At 71.9% G+C, this 20,882-nt stretch carries 23 protein-coding genes; 14 read left to right on the top strand and 9 right to left on the bottom strand.

The window, feature by feature from the left end:
- Nucleotides 1-156: 156 nt before the first annotated feature.
- The 5 genes from ACX9MN_RS32330 to ACX9MN_RS32310 all read left to right on the top strand — a co-directional run bounded on the left by ACX9MN_RS32330 (nucleotide 157) and on the right by ACX9MN_RS32310 (nucleotide 3,813).
- Entirely contained in the window at nucleotides 157-852 is a 696-nt protein-coding gene (locus ACX9MN_RS32330; RefSeq protein ID WP_020094847.1) for an ABC transporter permease, read from the top strand.
- Nucleotides 849-1,559 (top strand): ATP-binding cassette domain-containing protein, encoded by a 711-nt coding sequence (locus ACX9MN_RS32325; protein WP_091681642.1) that lies wholly within the window; start codon nucleotides 849-851, stop codon nucleotides 1,557-1,559. Before ACX9MN_RS32330 ends, ACX9MN_RS32325 begins: the two co-directional genes overlap by 4 nt.
- Nucleotides 1,532-2,377: an ABC transporter substrate-binding protein gene (locus tag ACX9MN_RS32320; RefSeq protein ID WP_489726442.1), complete on the top strand. Its 846-nt coding sequence runs from the start codon at nucleotides 1,532-1,534 to the stop codon at nucleotides 2,375-2,377. The genes ACX9MN_RS32325 and ACX9MN_RS32320 overlap by 28 nt, the downstream gene beginning before the upstream one ends.
- Nucleotides 2,378-2,730: 353 nt before the next feature.
- Nucleotides 2,731-3,396 carry a 5-formyltetrahydrofolate cyclo-ligase gene (locus ACX9MN_RS32315; RefSeq protein ID WP_489726647.1) on the top strand — a complete coding sequence of 222 codons (666 nt, stop codon included), beginning with the start codon at nucleotides 2,731-2,733 and terminating at the stop codon, nucleotides 3,394-3,396.
- Between the two features lie 207 nt (nucleotides 3,397-3,603).
- Nucleotides 3,604-3,813 (top strand): cold-shock protein, encoded by a 210-nt coding sequence (locus ACX9MN_RS32310; protein WP_020094851.1) that lies wholly within the window; start codon nucleotides 3,604-3,606, stop codon nucleotides 3,811-3,813.
- A gap of 37 nt (nucleotides 3,814-3,850) precedes the next feature.
- Here ACX9MN_RS32310 and ACX9MN_RS32305 read toward each other — a convergent pair whose 3' ends face one another.
- Nucleotides 3,851-4,102, bottom strand: coding sequence for a hypothetical protein (locus ACX9MN_RS32305; RefSeq protein ID WP_020094852.1), 252 nt, complete (start codon nucleotides 4,100-4,102; stop codon nucleotides 3,851-3,853).
- A 158-nt stretch (nucleotides 4,103-4,260) separates the two neighbouring features.
- Here ACX9MN_RS32305 and ACX9MN_RS32300 point away from each other — a divergent pair, with 158 nt between their 5' ends.
- From ACX9MN_RS32300 to ACX9MN_RS32290, 3 genes are all read left to right on the top strand, one after another.
- The gene (locus tag ACX9MN_RS32300; protein WP_489726441.1) at nucleotides 4,261-4,929 is read left to right on the top strand and encodes a spermidine synthase; all 669 of its coding nucleotides are present in this window, start codon (nucleotides 4,261-4,263) and stop codon (nucleotides 4,927-4,929) included.
- A 189-nt stretch (nucleotides 4,930-5,118) separates the two neighbouring features.
- Nucleotides 5,119-5,379, top strand: a complete 261-nt coding sequence (locus ACX9MN_RS32295) for a hypothetical protein (RefSeq protein WP_489726440.1) — start codon at nucleotides 5,119-5,121, stop codon at nucleotides 5,377-5,379.
- An 87-nt stretch (nucleotides 5,380-5,466) separates the two neighbouring features.
- On the top strand, nucleotides 5,467-5,742 hold the full coding sequence (locus tag ACX9MN_RS32290; RefSeq protein WP_489726439.1) for a hypothetical protein: 276 nt from the start codon (nucleotides 5,467-5,469) through the stop codon (nucleotides 5,740-5,742).
- A 52-nt stretch (nucleotides 5,743-5,794) separates the two neighbouring features.
- Here ACX9MN_RS32290 and ACX9MN_RS32285 read toward each other — a convergent pair whose 3' ends face one another.
- A complete protein-coding gene (locus ACX9MN_RS32285; RefSeq protein ID WP_020094856.1) occupies nucleotides 5,795-6,190 on the bottom strand; it encodes a TIGR02300 family protein in 396 nt (131 codons plus the stop codon).
- 373 nt (nucleotides 6,191-6,563) lie between these two features.
- On the opposite strand from ACX9MN_RS32285, the gene ACX9MN_RS32280 reads away from it, so the two are divergent.
- On the top strand, nucleotides 6,564-6,947 hold the full coding sequence (locus tag ACX9MN_RS32280) for a phospholipase A2 family protein (protein ID WP_489726438.1): 384 nt from the start codon (nucleotides 6,564-6,566) through the stop codon (nucleotides 6,945-6,947).
- Between the two features lie 212 nt (nucleotides 6,948-7,159).
- Here ACX9MN_RS32280 and ACX9MN_RS32275 read toward each other — a convergent pair whose 3' ends face one another.
- Nucleotides 7,160-7,444, bottom strand: a complete 285-nt coding sequence (locus ACX9MN_RS32275; RefSeq protein WP_020094858.1) for a hypothetical protein — start codon at nucleotides 7,442-7,444, stop codon at nucleotides 7,160-7,162.
- A gap of 298 nt (nucleotides 7,445-7,742) precedes the next feature.
- On the opposite strand from ACX9MN_RS32275, the gene ACX9MN_RS32270 reads away from it, so the two are divergent.
- The 5 genes from ACX9MN_RS32270 to ACX9MN_RS32250 all read left to right on the top strand — a co-directional run bounded on the left by ACX9MN_RS32270 (nucleotide 7,743) and on the right by ACX9MN_RS32250 (nucleotide 13,529).
- Nucleotides 7,743-8,009, top strand: coding sequence for a hypothetical protein (locus ACX9MN_RS32270; protein ID WP_042672249.1), 267 nt, complete (start codon nucleotides 7,743-7,745; stop codon nucleotides 8,007-8,009).
- Nucleotides 8,010-8,520: 511 nt separating this feature from the next.
- The gene (locus ACX9MN_RS32265; protein ID WP_091681650.1) at nucleotides 8,521-10,137 is read left to right on the top strand and encodes a GMC family oxidoreductase; all 1,617 of its coding nucleotides are present in this window, start codon (nucleotides 8,521-8,523) and stop codon (nucleotides 10,135-10,137) included.
- Between the two features lie 333 nt (nucleotides 10,138-10,470).
- Nucleotides 10,471-11,367, top strand: a complete 897-nt coding sequence (locus ACX9MN_RS32260) for a methyltransferase domain-containing protein (RefSeq protein WP_489726437.1) — start codon at nucleotides 10,471-10,473, stop codon at nucleotides 11,365-11,367.
- A gap of 231 nt (nucleotides 11,368-11,598) precedes the next feature.
- Complete coding sequence (locus tag ACX9MN_RS32255; RefSeq protein WP_489726436.1) at nucleotides 11,599-11,943, top strand: hypothetical protein; 345 nt, start codon at nucleotides 11,599-11,601, stop codon at nucleotides 11,941-11,943.
- A 353-nt stretch (nucleotides 11,944-12,296) separates the two neighbouring features.
- Nucleotides 12,297-13,529 (top strand): DUF3095 domain-containing protein, encoded by a 1,233-nt coding sequence (locus ACX9MN_RS32250; RefSeq protein WP_091927615.1) that lies wholly within the window; start codon nucleotides 12,297-12,299, stop codon nucleotides 13,527-13,529.
- On the opposite strand, the gene ACX9MN_RS32245 is transcribed toward ACX9MN_RS32250, so the two are convergent.
- From ACX9MN_RS32245 to ACX9MN_RS32220, 6 genes are all read right to left on the bottom strand, one after another.
- Nucleotides 13,514-15,340: a saccharopine dehydrogenase family protein gene (locus tag ACX9MN_RS32245; RefSeq protein WP_489726435.1), complete on the bottom strand. Its 1,827-nt coding sequence runs from the start codon at nucleotides 15,338-15,340 to the stop codon at nucleotides 13,514-13,516. The two genes, ACX9MN_RS32250 and ACX9MN_RS32245, sit on opposite strands and share 16 nt — an antisense overlap.
- Complete coding sequence (locus ACX9MN_RS32240) at nucleotides 15,337-16,056, bottom strand: DUF4166 domain-containing protein (protein ID WP_489726434.1); 720 nt, start codon at nucleotides 16,054-16,056, stop codon at nucleotides 15,337-15,339. The genes ACX9MN_RS32245 and ACX9MN_RS32240 overlap by 4 nt, the downstream gene beginning before the upstream one ends.
- Nucleotides 16,057-16,112: 56 nt before the next feature.
- Nucleotides 16,113-16,670 carry a GbsR/MarR family transcriptional regulator gene (locus tag ACX9MN_RS32235; protein WP_056530495.1) on the bottom strand — a complete coding sequence of 186 codons (558 nt, stop codon included), beginning with the start codon at nucleotides 16,668-16,670 and terminating at the stop codon, nucleotides 16,113-16,115.
- A gap of 237 nt (nucleotides 16,671-16,907) precedes the next feature.
- Nucleotides 16,908-17,300, bottom strand: a complete 393-nt coding sequence (gene copM, locus ACX9MN_RS32230; protein ID WP_056530497.1) for a CopM family metallochaperone — start codon at nucleotides 17,298-17,300, stop codon at nucleotides 16,908-16,910.
- Between the two features lie 22 nt (nucleotides 17,301-17,322).
- Entirely contained in the window at nucleotides 17,323-17,688 is a 366-nt protein-coding gene (locus ACX9MN_RS32225; protein WP_489726433.1) for a hypothetical protein, read from the bottom strand.
- Nucleotides 17,689-17,730: 42 nt separating this feature from the next.
- Nucleotides 17,731-20,880: an efflux RND transporter permease subunit gene (locus tag ACX9MN_RS32220; protein WP_489726432.1), complete on the bottom strand. Its 3,150-nt coding sequence runs from the start codon at nucleotides 20,878-20,880 to the stop codon at nucleotides 17,731-17,733.
- Nucleotides 20,881-20,882 lie beyond the last annotated feature (2 nt).

The raw sequence follows: 20,882 nt of genomic DNA, 5'->3' as shown, positions 1-20,882 counted from the left end.
CAACGGTCGCCCCGGGCGATATGCTCACCGCCTACCCGTACGCGCTCCCCTGACAGGCATGACAGGTCCATTCCGCCGAACCTGCGTCACGAGGTCGGCCTCGACGGCTGATCTCGCCATCCGCCTCGTCCCATTCCCGAGGACCGGCCCGGGGGCATGATGCAGACGCTCCAGGACATCCTCTCCCGCCTGTTCAGCCTGGATCGGGACGTGCTGGCGATCGCGTGGCTGTCGCTGCGTGTCAGCCTCACCGCCGTCGGCATCGGTCTCGTGCTCGGTATACCCCTGGGTGCGTTCCTGGCCGTCGCCCGCTTCCCCGGACGCGGCGCCGCGGTCGGCCTGCTCAACGCCTTCATGGGGCTGCCGCCGGTGCTCGTCGGCCTCGCGCTCTACCTCGTCCTGTCCCGCTCCGGTCCGCTCGGACCGCTCGGCCTGCTGTTCACCCCCGCCGCGATGATCGCCGCGCAGGCGACGCTCGCGACCCCGCTCGTCGCCGCACTGACACAGCAGGTCGTCGCCGACGCCCGGGTGCATCTCGGGGAGCAGCTGCGCTCCCTCGGCCTCTCCGCACCGCGTCAGGCCGCGGCGATGATCTACGACGTGCGCTTCTCCCTCGTAACCGCCGCGCTCGCCGCGTTCGGCCGGGCGATCTCGGAGATCGGCGCGGTCCTCGTCGTCGGCGGGAACATCGACGGGTATACCCGCACGATGACGACGGCGATCTCGCTGGAGACCCAGAAGGGCGATCTCAGCCTCGCCCTGGCGCTCGGCCTCGTGCTGATCGGCCTCGTTCTGGTGGTGAACGTCGCCGTGGCCCTGCTCCGCCGGCACGCCGCGCGGGTGTACGGATGAGCGCGACACCGGCCATCCGCCTCGAGGACGTGACCCTGGTCCTCGACGGTCGGACGGTGCTCGACCGTCTCTGCCTGGAGGTCGCTGCGGGCAGCGTCACGGCCGTCATCGGCCCGAACGGGGCGGGCAAGAGCGTCACCCTGAGGGTCGTCGACGGGCTCCTGCGGCCCGACGGCGGTACGGTGCAGGTCGGTCCGCACCGGCGGGCCTTCGTGTTCCAGCGGCCGGCGCTGATCCGCGCGACCGCGGCCGCGAACGTCGCGCTGGCTCTCGGAGACCTGCCCCGTCCTGCGCGGGCCGCGCGGGTGGAGGAGGCGCTGGCCCGCGTCCGCCTCTCCGAGCGCGCCCGCGATCCCGCGACGCGGCTCTCCGGCGGCGAGCAGCAGCGGCTGGCGCTGGCCCGCGCCTGGGCGGTCGGCCCCGGCCTGCTCCTCCTCGACGAGCCGACCGCGAACCTCGACCCGGCCTCGACCGAGATCGTCGAGGGATTGGTGTCCGCGATGGCGCGGGCGGGCACCACGGTCGTGCTCGTCTCACACAATCTCGGGCAGGTGGCGCGCCTCGCCGACGCGGTGATCGTGCTGGCCTCGGGCCGCGCCGTCGAGCATGGTCCCGCCCGACAGATCCTGTTCTCGCCCCGGACGTCCGAGGCGCGGGCCTACCTCGCTGGGGAATTGCCGTGGACGCCTTTCGTCGCCGCCTCCTGACCCTGGGACTGGCCGCGCTCCTGAGCGCGGCCGGCGTCCTGCCGCCGGCCGAGGCCGAACCGGTGTCGATCGTCGTCGCCTCGACGACCTCGACCGAGCAGTCCGGCCTGTTCAAGCACATCCTCCCGCTCTTCCGGGAGGCGTCCGGGATCGACGTGAAGGTCGTCGCCCTGGGCACGGGACAGGCGCTCGACGCGGCGCGCCGCGGCGATGCCGACGTGGTCCTGGTCCACGACCGTCCGGCCGAGGACAAGTTCCTCGCCGAGGGCTTCGCGAAGCGGCGGTACGACGTGATGTACAACGATTTCGTGCTGATCGGCCCGGCCTCCGATCCGGCCGGCGTGCGCGGCCTGGGCGTGCGCGAGGCCTTCGCCAAGCTCGCGGCCAGCAAGGCGGCGTTCGTGTCGCGCGGGGACCGCTCGGGCACCCACAGCGCCGAGCTGCGCAGCTGGAAGGAGGCGGGCGTCGATCTCGCGGCCGTGCGCGGCCCCTGGTACCGGGATGTCGGCCAGGGCATGGGCCCCGCGCTCAACACAGCCTCGGCCCTCGGCGCCTACATCCTCGCCGACCGGGGAACGTGGCTCGCGTTCAAGAACCGCGCCGACCTGGTCATCCTGGTTCAGGGGGACCGGAGCCTGTTCAACCCCTACGGCGCGATGCTGGTGGATCCCGACAGGCACCCCGGCGTGAAGGCGAAGCAGGGACAGGCCTTCATCGACTGGCTCGTCTCACCGGAGGGGCAGCAGGCGATCGCGGGCTACAAGGTCGGCGGCGAGCAGCTGTTCTTCCCGAGCGCCGGCGCGCCCGTGACGCGCTGAACCCGGGATCCCCGGGTCGAAGCGCCGGATCGCCGTCGACGCGCGCGCCTGCCCGTCCCGGGCACCCGCGAGGGTGGGCGGCGGATCTCGCCGGCATTCGCCATCGTGCGGCTCGGAGACCGGCCAGGGACGATGGTCGGCCGGGTCGGGGCGGCGTGGGACGTCGCGATCCGCTTCACCGAACCGGAGGTGCCGAGCGCGCGTTTGGCCGAGGTCACCCAGGACTGTGCGGGTCCACCGTCGCGAGGGAGATCATCGTGGTCGGGCATTCAACCGAGCGGCCTGAGACGCCCCCGGAACCCGCGGCGCCCGAACACTCCGCGTTCGGCGCGTACAGCTCTCCACCCTGCTTCATGCACGAGCTCGGCCCCGACTTCGTCGGCCCGGCGGCGGAGCCTCGGCCTTCCGAACCCTGCGGTCCTGAGAGCGCCGCATCCGACTGGCCGAGCGTGCGGCAATGGCGAAAGGAGACCCGCGCCGCGCTCATCGCGCGGCGGGTCGGCATCTCCGCCCAGGACCGCGCCGCCCGGAGCGAGCGGATCGAGCAGGGTCTCCGAGCCGCTCTACCTTCGCCATCGGGCCTATCGATCGGTCTCTACTGGCCCTTCAGGGGCGAGTTCGACGCCAGATCCCTCCTGACGGAGCTGCGCGGAAGCGGGGCGCGACTGGCGCTTCCGGTCGTCGTCGAGAAGGCGCGCCCGCTCCAGTTCCGGGTCTGGTCGCCGGGCGAGCGCATGATCCGCGGCGTCTGGAACATACCCGTTCCCGCAGAGGGCGAGATTGTCGACCCGGACGTCCTGATCGCGCCGCTCGTCGGCTTCGATCAGGCAGGGTACCGCCTGGGATACGGCGGCGGCTTCTATGACCGGACCATCGCGTCCAGGTCGACGAAGCCGCGGGTCATCGGCGTCGGCTTCGAGCTCGCGCGGCTCGCGACGATCCACCCGCAGGCGCACGACGTCCCCATGGACATCATCGTGACGGAAGGCGGCGTCTGGCCCCGCACGGAGCGACCCTGATCGCGCCGCGGAGCGGGCCGGTGCCCGCGCTGGCCGGCTCGGCAGAGCCTGGCCCAGGACCGTTCGGCCTGAGGTCGGCGGATGAGGGCGCGGGGGTCTCAACCGAGGCTCCTGATCGCGAGTGCCCTTGGAACAGGCGGCCGCGGCGGCTCGTTCAGGCGTCACGGCCCGCCACGTTGGCGAGCCGGTGACGACCAGGATACAGCCATGGCTACAGGCACCGTGAAGTGGTTCAACGAGACCAAGGGCTACGGTTTCATCCAGCCCGACGATGGCGGCAAGGACGTGTTCGTTCACATCTCGGCCGTCGAGCGTGCGGGCCTTCGCTCCCTCAACGAGGGTCAGAAGATCTCCTATGACGTCGAGGCGGACCGCCGCAGCGGCAAGGAGAGCGCCGCCAACCTGAAGGCTGGCTGAGCACCGCGCGACGAGTGGCCTGTATCGGGGCCGCTCGTCACAGATCGGGCTTCGAACTCGGGGCAGGAGACCGCGTCAGGCTCTCGATCTCCCGCATCGGCCTCCCCGACTTGCGGGCGATCTCCTCTTCCTGCTCGGTGATGAGAGTGCGTGCCGGCTCGTCGCCGTCGAGGCCGCCCAGGATCTCGGCCGGCACGCGCCGATTCGAGGCGCGGCTGCCGTCGGCGTAGGTGACGTCGAACAGCACGAACCCCTGCACCTTCGGCAGAGACTTGGTACGCTTGGCCATGAGGGGTATGCCGGCTTCTCGGACGAGGCGAACGCCGTCGCGGCCCCTGCGTCTTGCAGGCGCGACGCGCGGTCAGGAGCGCGTCTCATAACCCATCCTTCCCGTTTGCCGGAATATCCATGGCGCCGGCCCACAGAGGGACGCCTGTGACATCTTGGATGCACATCGACACCGGCCTCGTTCCCGGCGGGAGCCCGTTGCACCTGATGCAGCGGGGCCACGAGTTCTCCATCGTCGCCGACACGATCGAGCTGATGAACAGCACCCGCGGGGCCTCCGAGGAGGCGCTGGCGATCCTCGCTTGCGGCCGGGTGCGCGGGCGGGGCGCGGCGCGGGTGCTCGTCGGCGGCCTCGGAATGGGGTTCACCCTGCGCGCCGCCCTGCGCAACCTCGAGCCCGAGGCGCGCGTCACGGTCGCCGAGTTGGTACCGACGGTCGCGGCTTGGGCGCGCGGACCGCTCGCGGGCGTCTTCGCCGGCTGCCTCGACGACGCCCGCGTCGATCTGCGCGAAGCCGATGTGGAGCACCTTATCCGGTGCGGCCCGGCCGCCTGGGACGCGATCCTGCTCGATGTCGACAACGGACCAGAAGGGTTCGTGCGCCCGGAGAACGATCGCCTCTATGGCAAGCACGGGTTGGAATCGGCGCGGCGGGCGCTGCGGCCGGGCGGCGTGCTCGGCGTCTGGTCGGCCAATCCCGACCGCAAGTTCAAGGCGCGCCTCCAGCGCTCGGGTTTCGCCGTCGAAGAGGTTCGCCCCCACGCGAACGGGCGCAGCGGCCCGCGGCACGTGGTGTGGATCGCGACCTCCGCCGGCCCGACGGTCTGACCCTTCCTGAACATCGATTGGGCCGCGTTCCGGCCCTGACGGCCTTGCCTCGGCAGCGAGCGGGCGTCCTTCGCACTCTATCCTTCGCGTCCCAGCCCTCTTACACTCGATCCGTCGCCGGATCGGCCAGACTTCAGGTTCCGGCGGCTGGGGGACGCGTGCCCCCTCCTACGGAGCCGTGAGCCCGCGATGGCCGACCTCATCGATTTCCCCGGGAAACGCCGAGGTGCCGGCTCGGCCTACCGGCTGCACCGGTTCGGCGCGGACGGCAGCGACCGCGGCACGGTCCTCATCCGAGCCCGCGACGACGCGGAGGCCAGGCATCAGGCCGACAGGCTGGCCGAGGGATTGTTGGCCGAGCTGTGGTCCGGGGACCGGCTCCTGGATCACTTCGCGCCGGCCGGCCACCCGATTGCGGCCTGCATCGGTCCCCTGCGCGACGGGCCCTGATCCCGCGGACGCGCTGGCCTGCCGGCGCCGCGAGCCAGCCGTTGTTACATTGTTGCATGCTCTCGCGCGAGGTGCGATACGCCGCGGATGTCAGCTGAGGCCACGCTCTGGGATCTGGTGACCGCCGAGCGTATCGCCATCGAAGATGTTGGCGCCGCCGTCGACGCCTACCTGGCAGAACCGACCACCCAGGATCACGCCATCGGTCCGGACCACGTGCTCGATCTCGCGGCGGCCGTCGCGGCCCACCCCTCCGCGCCCGCGATCGTGGTCGACACCGAGTCCGACGAGCCGTCGCGCCGCATGGCGGTGCGGGCGGCCCTGCTCATGAGCCGCCCCACCACCCGATCAAACAGCGCCTGAGATTGCGGCCACCCGCGCCCGTCCGCCGGACGACCGGCGGCGGCATGCGGGCCTACTGGTCGTCATCGTCGTCGTTGACCTCGACGAGATCGCTGGTGTCGTCATCGTCCTCATCGACGACGAGGTTGTCGTCGTCGACCTGCTCCCCGTCGTCCTCGATGTCGAGCGCGTCGTCATCCTCAGCGTTGCTGTCCGTGTCCTTCTCGGCCTCCTCGGCCTCGACCTCGTCCAGCGAGACGAGTTCGGGGCCCTCCGTCTCGTCCTCTTCGTCGCTCGGCGCCTCTTTGCGCGCGACGACGGGAGCGCTCCCCCTGGAATACGATGTCGCGGCAGCGATCGGCACGACCTCGCCCGAGTAGGGCGAGATCACGGGATTCTTGCCGAGATCGTAGAACTTCTTCCCCGTCGTCGGGCAGATACGCTTCGTGCCGAGGTCCGGACGCGCCACTGAGACTCTCCCTGAAGGCCGTGAGACGCTGGATCGCCAGCGAGCATGCGGTGATGTCTACCACAGTCAGCAGCCCGATGCCCCGCCTCTTCGCGCCGAGCGAGGCGTGTCTGCACGACAGAGGTGCCGACACGCGATCGGCAGAGGAGGCAGAGGGGGAGAGTGCCGCGGGGCCCGACCTCCGTGATGCCGCGCGATGTCGCGGACGCTGCGGTGACGCAGCGACCGCGATGTCCGCGATGCGGGCAGGACGTCATCCAAATAGGGGTGGTGCTCCGGAGCACGTCGCGCCGTGATGTGTGGTGCTTAATCGTGTCTCGCACCGTCATCGCCGATGGGACTTGTGCGGCGCAGGTGCTGGAGGGTCTCCAACATGTTGACTCGCACCGTCATAGGCCTCGTCGCCCCCGTCTGCCTCGCCGCCGCGTGGGCCGCGCCGTCCCTGGCACAGCCGGCCGCCAATGGCGGGCCGAAATTCCTCATCCACGGCAACTACTGCGGCCCCGGCAACAACGCGCCTCTGCCGCCTATCGACGCCCTCGACGCAGCCTGCGCCCGCCACGACGCCTGCACGCCGGATATCGGACTTCCGACAAAGGCCTGTAACCTTCGGCTGGAACGCGAGGCAGCCGCGGTTGCTCGGGATCCGCGGCAGCCGGACAATGTGCGCTCCCTCGCCGGATTCGTCGCGTCGTTCGCGGCGTCGAACGCGTCGAGCCCGGCGCCGACGGTGCTCCCCGCGAGACTGGCGCGCTGAGAGCCCGACGCATCCGCCACCATCCGCCCGCGCGGGCGTCGGGCGCCGGCACGAACCGGAAGCCGGCGGGATCGCCGGCCGCGGGGGTTCATCCCGCCTGCGCCGTCTGCCGCCCCCGGTCCCGCGCGCGCGCAGGAATTTGGTGACGGCGATGGCGCGCGCGGGGCCCTCCGCGGCCGGCCGGTCCAGCCGCGTTGCGCGAGCGTGGGGGCCTACCGTCCGCTGGGCGCGGCGTAGCTGCCGGTAACGCCGTTACCCCGGCTGCTGCCGCCCGCAGAGCCGGGGGTCTTGTTCCGGACGAAGCTCGCACCCGGATAGCGCCGCTGGACCCGCGACATCGAGTGTCGCCGCACGTGATGGCGCCTCATCCGGACGTCGGTGAGCATGTCGGACGGCGACGAGAGGCCGGTCGCGGGGCCCGCGGGAACGGCCGAGGCGGGGACAGCCAGGACGCCGAGGCCGACACCGGCGAGCGCGGCGAGAACGAGAATGCGCATAGAGCTCCTCCATGCCTCGGCGGAGATGAATCGCCTCGGCATGGAGGGAAGACCTGAAGCGCGCGTCTGGTTCAATGAGCGTGCCTTCGTGAGCGCAGTCTGCCGGGCGGCCGCGCGCCGGCGGCAGAGACAGCCTGGTCACGCGCGGTCACAGCTGCGCCGCCAGCGCGATTAATCCCGGACGCCGCGTGCGCAGCGGCACGTCGCTCCGAGACAATCGCCCCCATATCAGTGTCACGCAAGATGAAATGGGCCGTAAGTCTCGGACTGTACTGCGTAAAGGAGCAAGAATTAGCCTATGAAGACCCGTATCGCCGCTACCGTCACCGCTCTCATGCTCGCCGTAGCTCCGATCTCGTCCGCCATGGCCTACGATCGTCCTGCCTGGACTGGCTCCACGCCCTACGATGTCGAAACCACGGGCTCGTTCGGCGCCCCGTTCGGCGGCCGCTACGACCGCGACCCCTGGACCTGCCCGCAGAGCTCGGCCGCGGAGGGCAATGCCAACCAGCAGAACTTCCCGGTCAAGCAGTACGGCCAGACCGCCGGCGGCAACCGCTGCTGAGGTCGGGGGACACGATGCTGAAGGCCTTCTCCTACGCGATGATCGGCGCCTTCCTGGGCGGCCTCATGATGACCGTCGTCGGCTCGGCCGGCGTGCTGATGGGCCTGTGAACCCGGCAGGATGCCGGCGGCCAGCCAGTAACGGACAACGAGACTGACGCGAGCGGCGGGGTGCGAGCCTCGCCGCTTTCGCGTGTCCTGCCGCTCGATCCGCCGATCCGACCTGCCCGCTCGCCGGCTTGTGGCGCGGACGAGAAACGGTGTCCCATGTAACGCGCGCGGTCACGCGCCGAAATCCACCTGTAACAGAAGCATTGCGTTATCGATCCGCGCGTCGAACGCGGGGCGCGCGCCGCTTCGCGCGGCAGCCCGATCGCGGCGCCACTGATGTTCCGGCAATCCCGACGAGGCGATTGCTGGAGCGCGGAGACGTGAGCGTCGGATTTTTCTGCCCGATCCTCGATTGACCGAGATCATTCCGATCCGCTGCTACAGGTGAGACCTTCCAGATCATGAGCACTTCAGACGCCCTCGACCGGGCCGATTTCGCGCGGCGGGCGGGGGAGAACCAGGCCCGGCTGACCGCCGACCTGAAACCGGCCTACGACTTCGTCGTCTGCGGCGCGGGCGCCTCCGGGTCGGTCGTCGCGCGGCGGCTGGCGGAGAACCCCGAGGTGCAGGTGCTCCTGCTCGAGGCGGGCGGCTCGGACGACGCCGAGGCCGTGCTCGATCCCGCCCTCTGGCCGACCAATCTCGGCGGGGCGCGGGACTGGGGCTTTCGCGCGGAGCCGAATGCCCACCTGAACGGACGCACGCTCTCCATGGCGATGGGCAAGGGCCTCGGCGGCGGCTCCAGCGTCAACGTGATGGTCTGGGCGCGCGGCCACCGGTGCGACTGGGACGCCTTCGCCGCCGAGGCCGGCGACGCGGCCTGGGGCTACGAGAGCGTCCTCGACATCTACCGGCGCATCGAGAACTGGCGCGGCGCCCCCGATCCGGCGCATCGCGGAAGCGGCGGTCCGGTCTGGGTGCAGCCCGCCTCCGATCCCAGCCCCGTGGCCCACGCCCTGCTCGACGCCGCGCGGGACCTCGGCATCCCGACCTTCGACAACCCCAACGGGCGCATGATGGAGGGGCCCGGCGGCGCGGCGATCACCGACATGCTGGTCCGCGACGGCCGGCGCGTCTCGCTGTTCCGCGCCTACGTCCATCCCTGGCTCGACCGCCCCAACCTGACCGTCCTCACGGACGCGCTCGTCCGCCGCGTGACCTTCGACGGCCGCCGCGCCACGGGGGTCGAGTTCGTCCACGCGGGCGCGGTCCGGACGGTCGGCGCGCGTGCCGAGACGGTCCTGTCGATGGGGGCGATCCACACACCCAAGGTGCTGATGCTCTCGGGGATCGGCGACCGGGACGAACTCGGGGCGCTCGGCATCCCGTCGGTGCAGCACCTGCCCGGCGTCGGACAGAACCTTCAGGACCACGTGTCCTTCGGCTGCACCTGGGAATATGCCGACCCGATCGCGCCGCGGAACAGCGGCAGCGAGGCGACCCTGTACTGGACGAGCCGGCCCGGCCTCTCGGCGCCGGACCTGCTGTTCTGCCAGGTCGAGTTTCCGGTTCCGAGCGAACAGACCGCGGCGCGCGGCGTTCCGGCCCACGGCTGGACGATGTTCGCCGGCCTCGCGCAGCCCGCCAGCCGCGGCCGCCTGCGGCTGCGGAGCGCCGACATGGCGACGCCGCCGGTCATCGAGGCGAACTTCCTGTCCCACCCGGCCGACGTGACGGCGGCCGCGGCCTGCGTCGATCTCTGCCGCGCCCTCGGTAACGCGCCGGCGTTCCGCCCGTACGTGCGCGCCGAGGCCATGCCGGGTCCGCTGTCCGGCGCGGCGATGGCGGACTACATCCGCGATGCCGCCGTCACCTACTGGCACCAGAGCTGCACCGCCCGGATGGGCCGCGACGCGCTGGCGGTCGTGGACGGGGCGCTCCGGGTCTACGGCATCGACGGCCTGCGGGTCGCCGACGCCTCGATCCTGCCCCGCGTGACCACCGGCAACACCCAGGCGCCGTGCGCGGTGATCGGCGAACGGGCCGCCGAGATGCTGAAGCGGGCGAACGGCCTGTAACGCCCGTCGCCGCAGCGAGCACGATCGGCGGACCGGAGGGGTCGCTCAGGACGCCCCGTCGCGCGGACATCGCACCGGCCGAGCCGGGCGTCGATCCCGTCCCCGGAATCGCGACGCACCGCGCGTCGCGGACGGTTCGTTCAGGCCGCGTGTGACGGCCGGAAGCGCTGAGCTCCCCTGAGGCGCTGCCGAGGAGCGCCCGGGCGGATGATCCACGGGTTCACGGCCGGGAAAGACACCGCGGATCCTTGCCCGGCCTCTTTCCGAGGATGCCGGGCCGTCCTGTTCGGGTGCCACGGCGCGTCGTGGCGATCATCACTTCGGCGGTCGCGGATGGCTATCGACACGATTGAACACACGCTGCGCGCGATGGGAAACGCGGCGCGAGGCCTGGCCGCGATCGGTGCGGCCCTGCGATTGCGTCAAGACGCGAAGGAAGACGCGCGGGAAGGCGCGAGGGCGGTCGATCCCGAGGTGGCGCGCCGACTGCGCGACGTGGTCGCCGCCGTCATCCCGGGCGGCCTCGGTGAGCTCGAACCCGAGCAGGTGTCCGCGCTCCTGGCATCCGTCACCCACGCGCTCGAGGAGGCGCGGGATCTGCTGGATCACCCGGAGCGGCCGCCGGTCTGGCAGGTTCGCGATCCCGCGATGTTGCAGGCTCAAGGCCAGGCGTCGCGCAGCGTCGTGCGGCGCCTCGCGGCCTTGTCGACCGAGCGCCCGTCGCTCGCGGCCGCACTCACCGGGCGCTTCCTGGATGTCGGCACCGGCGTGGGCGGCATCGCGCTGGAGGCCGCGGCACACTGGCCCTCGCTGCGGGTCGTCGGCCTGGACATCTGGGAGCCGGCCCTGGCCTTGGCGCGCGCGAACGTGGCGGCGAGCCCCTTTCACGGCCGTATCGAACTCCGTCTGCAGGATGTGACGCGGTTCGACGATTCGGCAGGCTACTCGCTGACGTGGCTTCCGGCACCCTTCCTCTCCCGGGACGCGGCCCGAACAGCGCTCGATCGACTCACGGCTGCGCTCGAGCCGCGGGGGTATCTGGTGGTCGGACTCTACGCTCCGCCGGCGGATCCCGCGGCCGCCGCGCTCGCTGCTCTGCGGCTAGCCCGCAGCGGCGGACATCTGTGGGAAGGCGCGGCCATGGAGGCTGAACTCCGCGCACGCGCCTTCACCGCGGTCGAGACTTTCGCGGGCCAGCCGGTCACGCTCGTGATGGGGCAGCGCCCGTAGAGCGATCGCACGCGCGGGGCCAACGGCGCGGCCAACGGCGCGGGCCGCCTGCCCGCCGCGGCGTCGGAGTTCGCGGTCGTCCCGACCGGTCGAGGTTCGGTCGAAGCGCGCACCCGAGCCCCCGCGAGGGATCCCGCGTCGAGCCCCGCGTCCGGGCTTCTGTGACCGGGATCACAGCGACCGGCCATCGGTCGGCGGCAGAGTGCCTTCACCCCAACAGGGAGACGCACGATGAAGATGATCTCGACGAAGATGTTGATGGTGGCGGGTCTCGCGGCCGCGACATTGGCCGGTGGTGCCGCCAGTGCCGACGCCCGCGGGTTTGGCCGTGGCGGTTTCGGACACGGAGGCTTCGGCCATCACGGAGGCTTCGGCCATCGCGGGTTCGGGCACGGAGGCTTCAGGCACGGCGGGTTCGGTCACCATCGCCATTTCTACCACCGTGGATTCCGTCGACGCCTCGGCGGGTTCAGCTGGGGCTATCCCGCGAACAGCTCCTTCCTCGGCCCGAACTTCGGCGACTGCCGCGCGATCTACAATCCTGTCTTCTTCGGCCATGAGCGCGTGTGCGGCTAGCTGAGCGACCATCTTCGACGGATCGCGTTTCCGTCACGCGATCGGCCGCCGCTGCACGCGCGGCGGCGGCCGGCTGACCGACTCCATCCCGCAACCCCTCGCTCCGACGACGGGATCCGTGACGGCGACCCCAGCCCCATCCGTCCCGGGGATGCCGCCCGACTCTCGTGATCCGAGCCGCATCGGCCGCGGATCGAGCGACAGCTCGTAGCGGCCGCGAATTCGGACCTCACGTGCCGCCCTCGCTTGAGGGCGGCACGTGGGCGTGGTGAGGGTTGTCTCACCGAGGATGGTATCGGTGACGCGGTCCGGGCGCGTCACGGCGCCCTGGCGCTGCGCCGAGGAGCAGGGCGATGGCGGTGGGGACATCGATGGGTGCAGGTCAGGAACGCGAACCGGCGACACGCCGCGCGGCCCCGGATTTCTACGACAGCCTGCCCCGGTTCACCGCCTTCTCCAGCCTCATGGATCCAGGCCTCTACCGGCCCCTGCCCGCGGATTGGTGGCTCGGCGTGGCCGATGTCGTCGGCTCCCGGCAGCAGATCGGGCTTGGCCGCTACAAGGCGGTGAATGCGGCCGGCGCAGCCATCATCACGGCGGTCTCCAACGCACTCGGCCGGCGCGAATTCCCCTTCGTCTTCGGCGGCGACGGGGCCAGTTTCGCCGTCGCCCCGGACGACGCGGACGCCGCGAGAGACGCGCTGGCGGCGACGGCCAGCTGGGTCCGCGAGGCGCTGCAACTGGAGCTGCGCACCGCTCTCGTGCCGGTCTCGGCCGTGCGCGATCGCGCGCTCGACGTGCGCGTGGCGCGCTACGCGCCCAGCGCCCACGTTTCCTATGCCATGTTCAGCGGAGGTGGGCTGCCCTGGGCAGAGGCGGCCATGAAGGCCGGCGACCACGCTATCGCACCGGCCGAGGCCGGCACCCAGCCCGACCTGACCGGCCTCTCCTGCCGCTGGCAGGAGATCCGTCCCCGGCACGAGCTGATGCTCTCGCTCATGCTCGTGCCCCAGCACAGCGGCGACGCGCCGGCCTTCCGGCAACTCGTGCAGGAGCTCCTGCAGAGGCTCGAGATCAGCGCCGAGGTCGCGCGCCCGATGCAGGACGCGGGACCGGAAATGCGCGGACCGTGGGCGGGACTGGACCTCGAACTGCGCGCGATGCCGGGCTCTCGCAGGAGCCGCTTCTGGGCCAAGTTCCGCCTCGCGGCGCGATCGATACCGGAATACCTGATCTACCGCACGGGCGCGCGGGTCGGCGCGTTCGATCCCGCCGTTCTGCGGCGCGAGATCGTGGGCAACACAGATTTCCGCAAGTACGATGACGCGCTGCGGATGACGCTGGATTGCACCCGCGCCTTCGCCGATCGCCTCGAGGCGGAGCTCGCCGGCGCGGAGGCGCAGGGGATCTGCCATTTCGGCCTGCAGCGCCAGGCGGCTGCGCAGTTGACCTGCATCAGCCCTCCGGTCCCCGGCAGCGGGCACATGCATTTCATCGACGGTGCCGGTGGCGGCTATGCCGCGGCGGCCGCGAATCTGAAGGGTCGCGCGGCCGATGGCGGTGCCTCGGCTCAGACCCGCCCGTGACGCGGCTCCGGACCGTGCCCGCTGCGGGACGGGGCGCGGGCGCGCGATGACGGGATCGGCAGGGCCGTTACCGGCCCGGGATCCCCGCCGGGTGGCCGGGATGGGCCCTGTGCCGGATGTCCGCTCCGAGGCGGCGCGGTCGGCTCTGCGCCCGGGACGAAGCCGGATCGACGGCGCGCGCGATCGTCCGTGTCGAGCCAGCCGCGGTAATGCACCACCAGCCCGACGCGTGGCAGGGCGATCGAGACGTCGAAGCGGAACAACCCCGCCTCCTCCCACTCGCGGGCGGCGGTGCGGGGTGCGAGCGCCAGCGGCAGGGGCAGCCGCGCGACGGACCAGCCGCGCAGCACCATGCGCAGGCCGCCGCCCTCGGGCGCGAGGTCGAACCTGAAGCGGAGCGGACCGAACCGCTCCACGACGCAGCCGCGCTCTTCGGAGAACGCGCTCGTGAACCGGCGACCGGAGAACGCGCGCGTCCAGCGCTCCACCCCGCGCGTCTCGCTGAAGCCGACGTGGAGATCGTGCGCGCCCGCGACCGGCAATCCGAGGAGCGCCGCGAGGCCGCGCGCGACGGGGTGGCGGCCCCGTCGCACGACGGCGCGGCCGTGCGCCCCCGCCTCGCGCAGCACGCCGTGCAGGGCCGCGACGCTGGGCGCGAGTTCGGCGAAGCGCGGACCCAGGACGCGCGCGTAGAGCGCATCGGCCTGTCCCGACTCCCGCACGTCGTGGCGGATCGACAGGCGCGCGAAGCTCGGCTCGAAATCGGACAGGTCGAGCGCGGTCCCGGCGTCGCGCGCGCCGGGCGCGATCGCACCGGCCAGGATCCGCTCGGCCAGGATCGCCGCCGGCAGCACCGGGATCTCCGGGCCATGACCGTCGGCCGCCAGGAGGGTCCAGCGCCGTTCGACGCGGCGCCCTGCGGCGGTACCGAACATCCGGACGACCATGCCGGACCGATCCGAGCCCCAGCGCGCGGTCAGCCGCTGCGTCAGGAGAAGCCCGCGCGCGAGCCCCTGCAGGGACGGGATCCAGCCCCAACGCACCGGCCAGCTCGCGCACCAGAGGCCGATCGTCTGCACCGCGAGTTCGGTCCCGGCCCTGAAGCTGACCGCCGGCCGGCCCGGAAGCCGATCGGGCAGGAGATCGAGGTCCGGGACGTCCGCCAGGGCCAGCCAGCGGCGGCCGAGGGACGCGCCGTCGGACAGGGCGAAGCGCTCGCGCCGCAACGCCTGCCAGCCGACAGCCGCCGACCAGCGCTGTCCGCGCCAGAGCCGGATCGGCCGGCCCACGTAGCTCAGGATGGCCGCGGCGACCGACGTCCCGGCGGTCGCGCGGTTCGAGGCGCTGATCGCGATCTCCACGGCCGTGACCGCCTCCATCCCCTGCGCCAGGCGCCGGGCGACGGCACCGGACAGGGCGGGGACGCTCGATGCACCGGAGAGGATCGCGACGCCGGCCGCGCGTGCGGCGGCGTCGAGCTGGCCGATGCCGGTCACGAACGCCCGGCCGTCCGCGAGATCGAGGTACGGGATCGCCGCGGCGATACAGGCCCGGGGCAGGTCGTAGCCGCTGCCCTGGAAGGGGCCGGCCGCATCGATCACGAGGTCGGGACGGACGCGTTCCAGCAGGGGCGCGACGGCACCGTTGCGGTCGGCCTGAAGGGGACGGCACGGGGGATGGGCCGCGCAGAACGCCTCGGCGCGCGCCAGGCGGCGGCCGGCGACGACCACGTCGTGACCGGCCTCCGCGAGCCGCCGCGACAGGCGAGCCCCGAAGCCGCCGTACCCGCCGAAGACCAGGATCGTGCTCACGCCGCCTCTCCCGGCCCCGCCGGCTCGGCGTCCTGGAAGACCGCTTCCTGGTGGATCAGCCGCCCGAACCAGGGGTGGGCGATGTCGAGGATGAAGCGGAAGGCGCCCGGCGTCGCGTCCCCGCCGGCATCGGCGTGGGTGACGGTGAGCGCGCCGGGGGTGAGCCAGCCCGGCAGGTGCAGGCGGCGCCCCAAGCAGTCGATGAAATAGCGGTGGCTGCGAAACGTCAGCGCCCCGTCCTCGACCGCCACCGTGAGGCTCATGCCGACGCCGGCGCCGACATGCTCCTCCAGGCCGGTGGGACCGGCGAAGCGCTTGGCCGAGTGGATCACCTGCGGGAAGCCGGAGGCGCGGGCGTACAGCCGCGTCCAGACCTGACCGCCGCCATCCGGGTCCTCGGTGACGGTGACGACGCCGGCGCGGCCGGTCTGGCGTTCCAGAGGCAGCGGGCCGCCGACCAGCCGCGTCGCCTGCGCGACGAGCCAGCCGAAGCGGCTGACGTCCATCGCGACGACGTGGCCGACATAGACCGCGCTCGCCCCCTGCGCGAGCCGCTTCCCGAAGCGGCGGCGCACGGCCGGCGACAGGCTCGCCCATGCGCGTTCCGGGATCAGGGCCCGGAAGCGCAGGTCCAGCAGGTCGCCCGGCTCGGTGAGCGACCGGGCGGGGGAGAACGCGCGGGACGGCCCCGCATCGGCTCGACGGACATGTCCCATCGCGGTCACCTGGGCCCCTCGATCGGTCCGGCTCTCCGAGGACGACCCTCGGATCGTCACTCAGCCTTGGCCGGCAGGAACTTCACGATCCGGCCGCCCAGCCGGATGAGCTTGGCCAGCGTGCCCCGGGGCACGTTGAGCATCTGGCCGTACCAGCGCTCCATCGACTCGGTGAAGTCGAGCATCGCGCGCAGGCGCCGCTTGGCGACCGCCCCGAGCGCCGGGTCCGCGTCCGCTTCGGCGACGCAGGCGCGCAGGGCCGCGATGGCGGGATCGATCTCGCGCTCCTTGCGGCCGGCGGCGATGCGCGTGACCATCTCCCAGAGGTCGGTCTCGGCGGCGAAGTGGTCGCGGCGCTCGCCCATCACGGGCACGCGGCGGATCAGGTTCCAGCCGAGCAGCTCGCGCAGGGAATTCGAGACGTTCGACCGCGCGATGCCGAGCATGCCGGCGATGTCCTCGGCGGCGAGAGGGCGCTCGGAGAGGTAGAGGAGCGCGTGGATCTGCGCGACCGAGCGGTTGACGCCCCACTGGCCGCCCAGATCGCCCCAGTGCAGCACGAAGCGCTCGACCGCGGCCGGCAGGGGACTCGGCATGTCTGTTATTTCTGTCATGACAGAAATAACAGACCAGAACGAACACGCTGTCAAGCGGCCGGGATCGCGGGCTGTCGACGCTCGGCCGGGTCCCGGTCGCGCCGCCAGGGCGGGACCGGGCATCCCGTCCCGCGCCTGACCGGGAACGGCGCCCGCGTCAGGCGCGGGGGCGCCTCGCCCCGCTCCGGCGCGGGGTGAGGCACCTCCATCGGGGCGGGTCGGGACCGCCCCGGTCTCCGGTCCCGGCGCGGGCGGCTACTGGCCGTGCCGCTTCAGCCACGCCTCCATGTCGGAGATCTCCTTCTCCTGATCGTCGATGATCTTCTGCGCCATCGCCTTGGTGGCCGGATCCTTGGCGTGCGTCAGCGCGACCTTGGCCATGGCGACCGCGCCCCTGTGGTGCGGGATCATGTGCCTGCGGAAGTCGACGTCGGCATCGCCGGTATAGGGGACGTCCATGTCCTTCATCATCGCCGTGTCGGCGGCCTTGAACGCCTTGGTCGCGGCGTCGTCCTTCGGGTTCGGCTTCATCGAGCCCATGTCCTTGCCGGACATGGAGCCGTGGTCGTGCATGCCCTGCGCCAGGGCGGCCCCGGCCAGCCCGGTCGACAGCAGGGCGGCGGCGAGAAGGGTGCGGAGGTGCGTCATGGATCGTTCTCTCCCGGTGGGGTCAGTTGAACTTGCCGCTGGCGGTCGCGCCGTCCGGGCCGGTGAGCTGCACCGCGCCCTTGGGGCTCGCGCCGAGCGCGGTCGCGGCCTTGCCGGTCATGCGGTTGCCGTCGGCGGGCTCGAGCGGCACGCGGGTCGGCTTGCCGCCGACGACGAGGATGGCGGTGCCCTTGAAGCCGGCGGCCGGGACCGGCTTCTGGCCCTCATCTGATAGGAACACGTCGACGGTCTCGCCCTTGGCGACGAGCTCGACGTGGAACCTGCCGGCATCCGTCACACGGCCGCCGTGCTGGCCGGCGGTCTCGTGGGCGCAGACGGCGGACGCGGCGAGGAGGGCGGCGATCAGGGCCAGTCTCGGTAGGATCATTCCGGTTCTCCTGGGTTATGCGGGTCAGTTGGGTTGTGCGGGTCAGTAGGCCTCGGCCGGGCGCGGGCGCGCGCCGTCCGGGGATGGGTGGGCCGGCGTGTCGGCGTCGAGGGCGCGCAGCCGCTCCAGGGGCGCGCGGCCGAAGCGCAGGAACAGGACGGGGGTCAGGACGGTGTCGAGCAGCGTCGCGCTGACGAGGCCGCCGAAGATCGTCACCGCCACCGGGTGCAGGATCTCCTTGCCCGGGCTCGCCGGGTCGTAGAGCAGCGGCACCAGCGCGACGCCGGCGGCGAGCGCCGTCATCAGCACCGGGGTGAGCCGCTCCAGGCTGCCGCGCACCACGAGGTCGGGCCCGAACGGCACGCCCTCGTGCAGCGACAGGTTCAGGTAGTGGCTGATCTTCAGGATGCCGTTGCGCGCCGCGATGCCGGTCAGCGTGATGAAGCCGATCATCGACGCCACCGACAGCGGCTGCCCGGTCAGCCACAGGGCGACCACCGAGCCGATCAGCGCCAGGGGCACGTTGCCCATGATGATCAGGGCGAGCGCCGCCGACCTGTAGCGGCTGAACAGGATGGCGAAGACGAGCGCCAAGGACACCGCGGAGAGCACCGCGATGGTCCGGCTGGCCTCCTCCTGCGCCTGGAAGGTCCCCTCCAGGCTGGTGAAGAAGCCCGGTGGCAGCGGCTCTTTCGCCACCGCCTCGCGGATGGCCGCCACGACGGTGGCCATGTCGCGCCCGCCGTCGGTGTTGGCCTGCACCACGATGCGGCGCCGGGCGTTCTCGCGCAGGATCTGGTTCGGCCCGTCCGTCTCGCGGATGTCGGCCACCTGGCGCGCCGGCACCCAGCCCGAGGGCGTCTCCAGAAGGAGGTCGCCCAGGCCCGCGGTGGTTCGGCGGTCCTCGGACAGGCGCAGCACCACGTCGAAGCGGCGCACGCCGTCGACCACCGTCGAGACCACGCGCCCGTTCGAGAGGCGGCTGATCTGCTCGACCACGGCCGCGGGCTGCACCCCGTAGAGGGCCGCCCGCGTGTAGTCGACGCGGACCTCGAGCTGCGGGATGCGGACCTGGCGCTCGACCTGCAGGTCGGCGAGGCCGGGGATCGCCGCCATCCGGTCGCGCAGGGCGTTCGCGATCCGCCGCAGGGCGTCGAGATCCTCCCCGTACACCTTGAGCGCGATCTCGGCGCGCACGCCCGAGAGCATGTGGTCGAGCCGGTGCGAGATCGGCTGGCCGACGTTGACGGCGACCGGCAGGGCCGCGAGGCGTCCGCGGATGTCGGCGACCAGCGCCTCCTTCGGGCGCTCGGCACCCGCGTCGAGGGCCACCTCGATCTCGGAGGCATGGACGCCCTCGGCGTGCTCGTCGAGTTCGGCCCGGCCGGTGCGGCGGCCCACCGTCCTCACGCCCGGGATGTCGAGCAGCAGCTTCTCGGCGATCAGCCCGACCCGGTTGCTCTCGGCGAGCGAGATGCCCGGGTTGAAGGTCATGTTGACCGTGAACGAGCCCTCGTTGAACGGCGGCAGGAAGGCCCGCGGCAGGGTCCAGGCCGCGACGCCGGCGGCGACCACCGCGACCGCGACCGTGCCGACGAGCAGGCCCTGGTGCCGGAATGCGACCCGCAGCAGGGCGGCGTTGCCGCGTTTGAGCCGCTTCAGGAGACGGCTGTCGTGCTCCTCCAGCGTCTTCAGGCCGGGCAGCAGTAGGGACGCCAGCGCCGGGGTCAGAGTGATGGAGGTGAGCAGGCTCGCCAGGATGGAGATGATGTAGGCCTCGCCCAGCGGGGCGAAGAGGCGCCCCTCGATGCCCGACAGGGCGAAGAGCGGCACGAACACGAGGATGATGATGAGCGTCGCGTAGACGATGCCCGAGCGGACCTCGTTCGAGGCCTCCACCACCACCTGGAGCACGCCTCTCGGGTTGGCCGCCCGCCGGTTGTCGCCGAGCCGTCGGTAGATGTTCTCCACGTCCACCACCGCGTCGTCGACGAGCTCGCCGATGGCGATGGCCAGCCCCCCGAGCGTCATCGTGTTGATGGACAGCCCGAACAGGTGGAACACCGCCGCGGTCGTCAGCACCGAGACCGGGATGGCCAGCAGCGAGATGGCCGTCGTCCGCACGTTCAGCAGGAAGGCGAACAGCACCACCGCCACCACCAGCACGGCCTCGACGAGGACGCGCGCGACGTTGCGGATCGAGGTCTCGATGAAATCGGCCTGGCGGAACAGGACTCGGTCGGCCCTGATGCCGGACGGCAGGGTCGGGCCCATCTCCTTCAGGGCGGTCTCGATGCTGCGGGTGAGCCGCACCGTGTCGACGTCCGGCTGCTTCTCGACCGAGACGATGACCGCGGGTCGCGCCATGTAGCCGGCGTCGCCGCGCTTCACCTTCGCGGCGAACGAGACCTCGGCGACCTGCCTCAGGTGGACGGGCGCGTCGTTGACCGTCGCGACCACCAGGCTGCGCAGGTCGTCGAGGCTCATGGTCCGGCCGATGTTCCGGATCAGGTACTCGCGCGCGTTCTGGTCGGTGAATCCGCCGCCGGCATTGGTGCCGAACCGGGCGAGCGCCGCCTCGAGCTGCGCGTTCGTGACGGCGAGCGCGCGCATGGCGGCCGGGTTCGGGCTGACCCGGAACTGGCGCACCTCGCCGCCGATGGGGATGACCTGCGCGACGCCCGGGATGGTCAGCAGCCGCGGCCGGATCGTGAAGTCGGCGACCTCGCGCACCTGCATGGGGGTCGCGGTGTCGCCCGTGACCGCCACCAGCAGGATCTGGCCCATGATCGAGGAGATCGGGCCCATGACCGGGGTCACGCTCCGGGGCAGTTGGTCCTGCACCAGGGCGAGGCGCTCCGCGACCTGCTGCCGGTTCCGGTAGATGTCCGTGCCCCAGTCGAACTCGACGTAGGTGATGGACAATCCCACGCCCGAGACCGAGCGCACCCGGGTGACGCCCGGCAGCCCGTTCATCCGGGTCTCGATGGGGTAGGTGACGAGCTGCTCGACCTCCTGGGGCGCGTAGCCCTCGGCCTCCGTCATGATGGTGACGGTCGGCTTGTTGAGGTCGGGGAAGACGTCGACGGGCAGCTTGGTGGCGGTGAAGGCGCCGTAGAGCACGAGCACCGCGGCGAGCGCGAGGACGAGCAGGCGGTTGCGGACCGATTGTCCGACGAGGACGGTGAACATCG

Source organism: Methylobacterium sp. 1A (genome assembly GCF_058072805.1).
The sequence above is the reverse complement of the archived record's forward strand: the minus strand, read 5'-3'. Positions and strand labels throughout refer to the sequence as shown.

Excerpts from the sequence above, each read along its gene's own strand:
- ACX9MN_RS32330 (WP_020094847.1), top strand. The coding sequence starts at position 157 with ATGATGCAGACGCTCCAGGACATCCTCTCCCGCCTGTTCAGCCTGGAT.
- ACX9MN_RS32325 (WP_091681642.1), top strand. The coding sequence starts at position 849 with ATGAGCGCGACACCGGCCATCCGCCTCGAGGACGTGACCCTGGTCCTC.
- ACX9MN_RS32315 (WP_489726647.1), top strand. The coding sequence starts at position 2,731 with ATGCACGAGCTCGGCCCCGACTTCGTCGGCCCGGCGGCGGAGCCTCGG.
- ACX9MN_RS32310 (WP_020094851.1), top strand. The coding sequence starts at position 3,604 with ATGGCTACAGGCACCGTGAAGTGGTTCAACGAGACCAAGGGCTACGGT.
- ACX9MN_RS32305 (WP_020094852.1), bottom strand. The coding sequence starts at position 4,102 with ATGGCCAAGCGTACCAAGTCTCTGCCGAAGGTGCAGGGGTTCGTGCTG.
- ACX9MN_RS32300 (WP_489726441.1), top strand. The coding sequence starts at position 4,261 with ATGCACATCGACACCGGCCTCGTTCCCGGCGGGAGCCCGTTGCACCTG.
- ACX9MN_RS32295 (WP_489726440.1), top strand. The coding sequence starts at position 5,119 with ATGGCCGACCTCATCGATTTCCCCGGGAAACGCCGAGGTGCCGGCTCG.
- ACX9MN_RS32290 (WP_489726439.1), top strand. The coding sequence starts at position 5,467 with ATGTCAGCTGAGGCCACGCTCTGGGATCTGGTGACCGCCGAGCGTATC.
- ACX9MN_RS32280 (WP_489726438.1), top strand. The coding sequence starts at position 6,564 with ATGTTGACTCGCACCGTCATAGGCCTCGTCGCCCCCGTCTGCCTCGCC.
- ACX9MN_RS32275 (WP_020094858.1), bottom strand. The coding sequence starts at position 7,444 with ATGCGCATTCTCGTTCTCGCCGCGCTCGCCGGTGTCGGCCTCGGCGTC.
- ACX9MN_RS32270 (WP_042672249.1), top strand. The coding sequence starts at position 7,743 with ATGAAGACCCGTATCGCCGCTACCGTCACCGCTCTCATGCTCGCCGTA.
- ACX9MN_RS32265 (WP_091681650.1), top strand. The coding sequence starts at position 8,521 with ATGAGCACTTCAGACGCCCTCGACCGGGCCGATTTCGCGCGGCGGGCG.
- ACX9MN_RS32260 (WP_489726437.1), top strand. The coding sequence starts at position 10,471 with ATGGCTATCGACACGATTGAACACACGCTGCGCGCGATGGGAAACGCG.
- ACX9MN_RS32255 (WP_489726436.1), top strand. The coding sequence starts at position 11,599 with ATGAAGATGATCTCGACGAAGATGTTGATGGTGGCGGGTCTCGCGGCC.
- ACX9MN_RS32250 (WP_091927615.1), top strand. The coding sequence starts at position 12,297 with ATGGCGGTGGGGACATCGATGGGTGCAGGTCAGGAACGCGAACCGGCG.
- ACX9MN_RS32240 (WP_489726434.1), bottom strand. The coding sequence starts at position 16,056 with ATGGGACATGTCCGTCGAGCCGATGCGGGGCCGTCCCGCGCGTTCTCC.
- ACX9MN_RS32235 (WP_056530495.1), bottom strand. The coding sequence starts at position 16,670 with ATGACAGAAATAACAGACATGCCGAGTCCCCTGCCGGCCGCGGTCGAG.
- copM (WP_056530497.1), bottom strand. The coding sequence starts at position 17,300 with ATGACGCACCTCCGCACCCTTCTCGCCGCCGCCCTGCTGTCGACCGGG.
- ACX9MN_RS32225 (WP_489726433.1), bottom strand. The coding sequence starts at position 17,688 with ATGATCCTACCGAGACTGGCCCTGATCGCCGCCCTCCTCGCCGCGTCC.
- ACX9MN_RS32220 (WP_489726432.1), bottom strand. The coding sequence starts at position 20,880 with ATGTTCACCGTCCTCGTCGGACAATCGGTCCGCAACCGCCTGCTCGTC.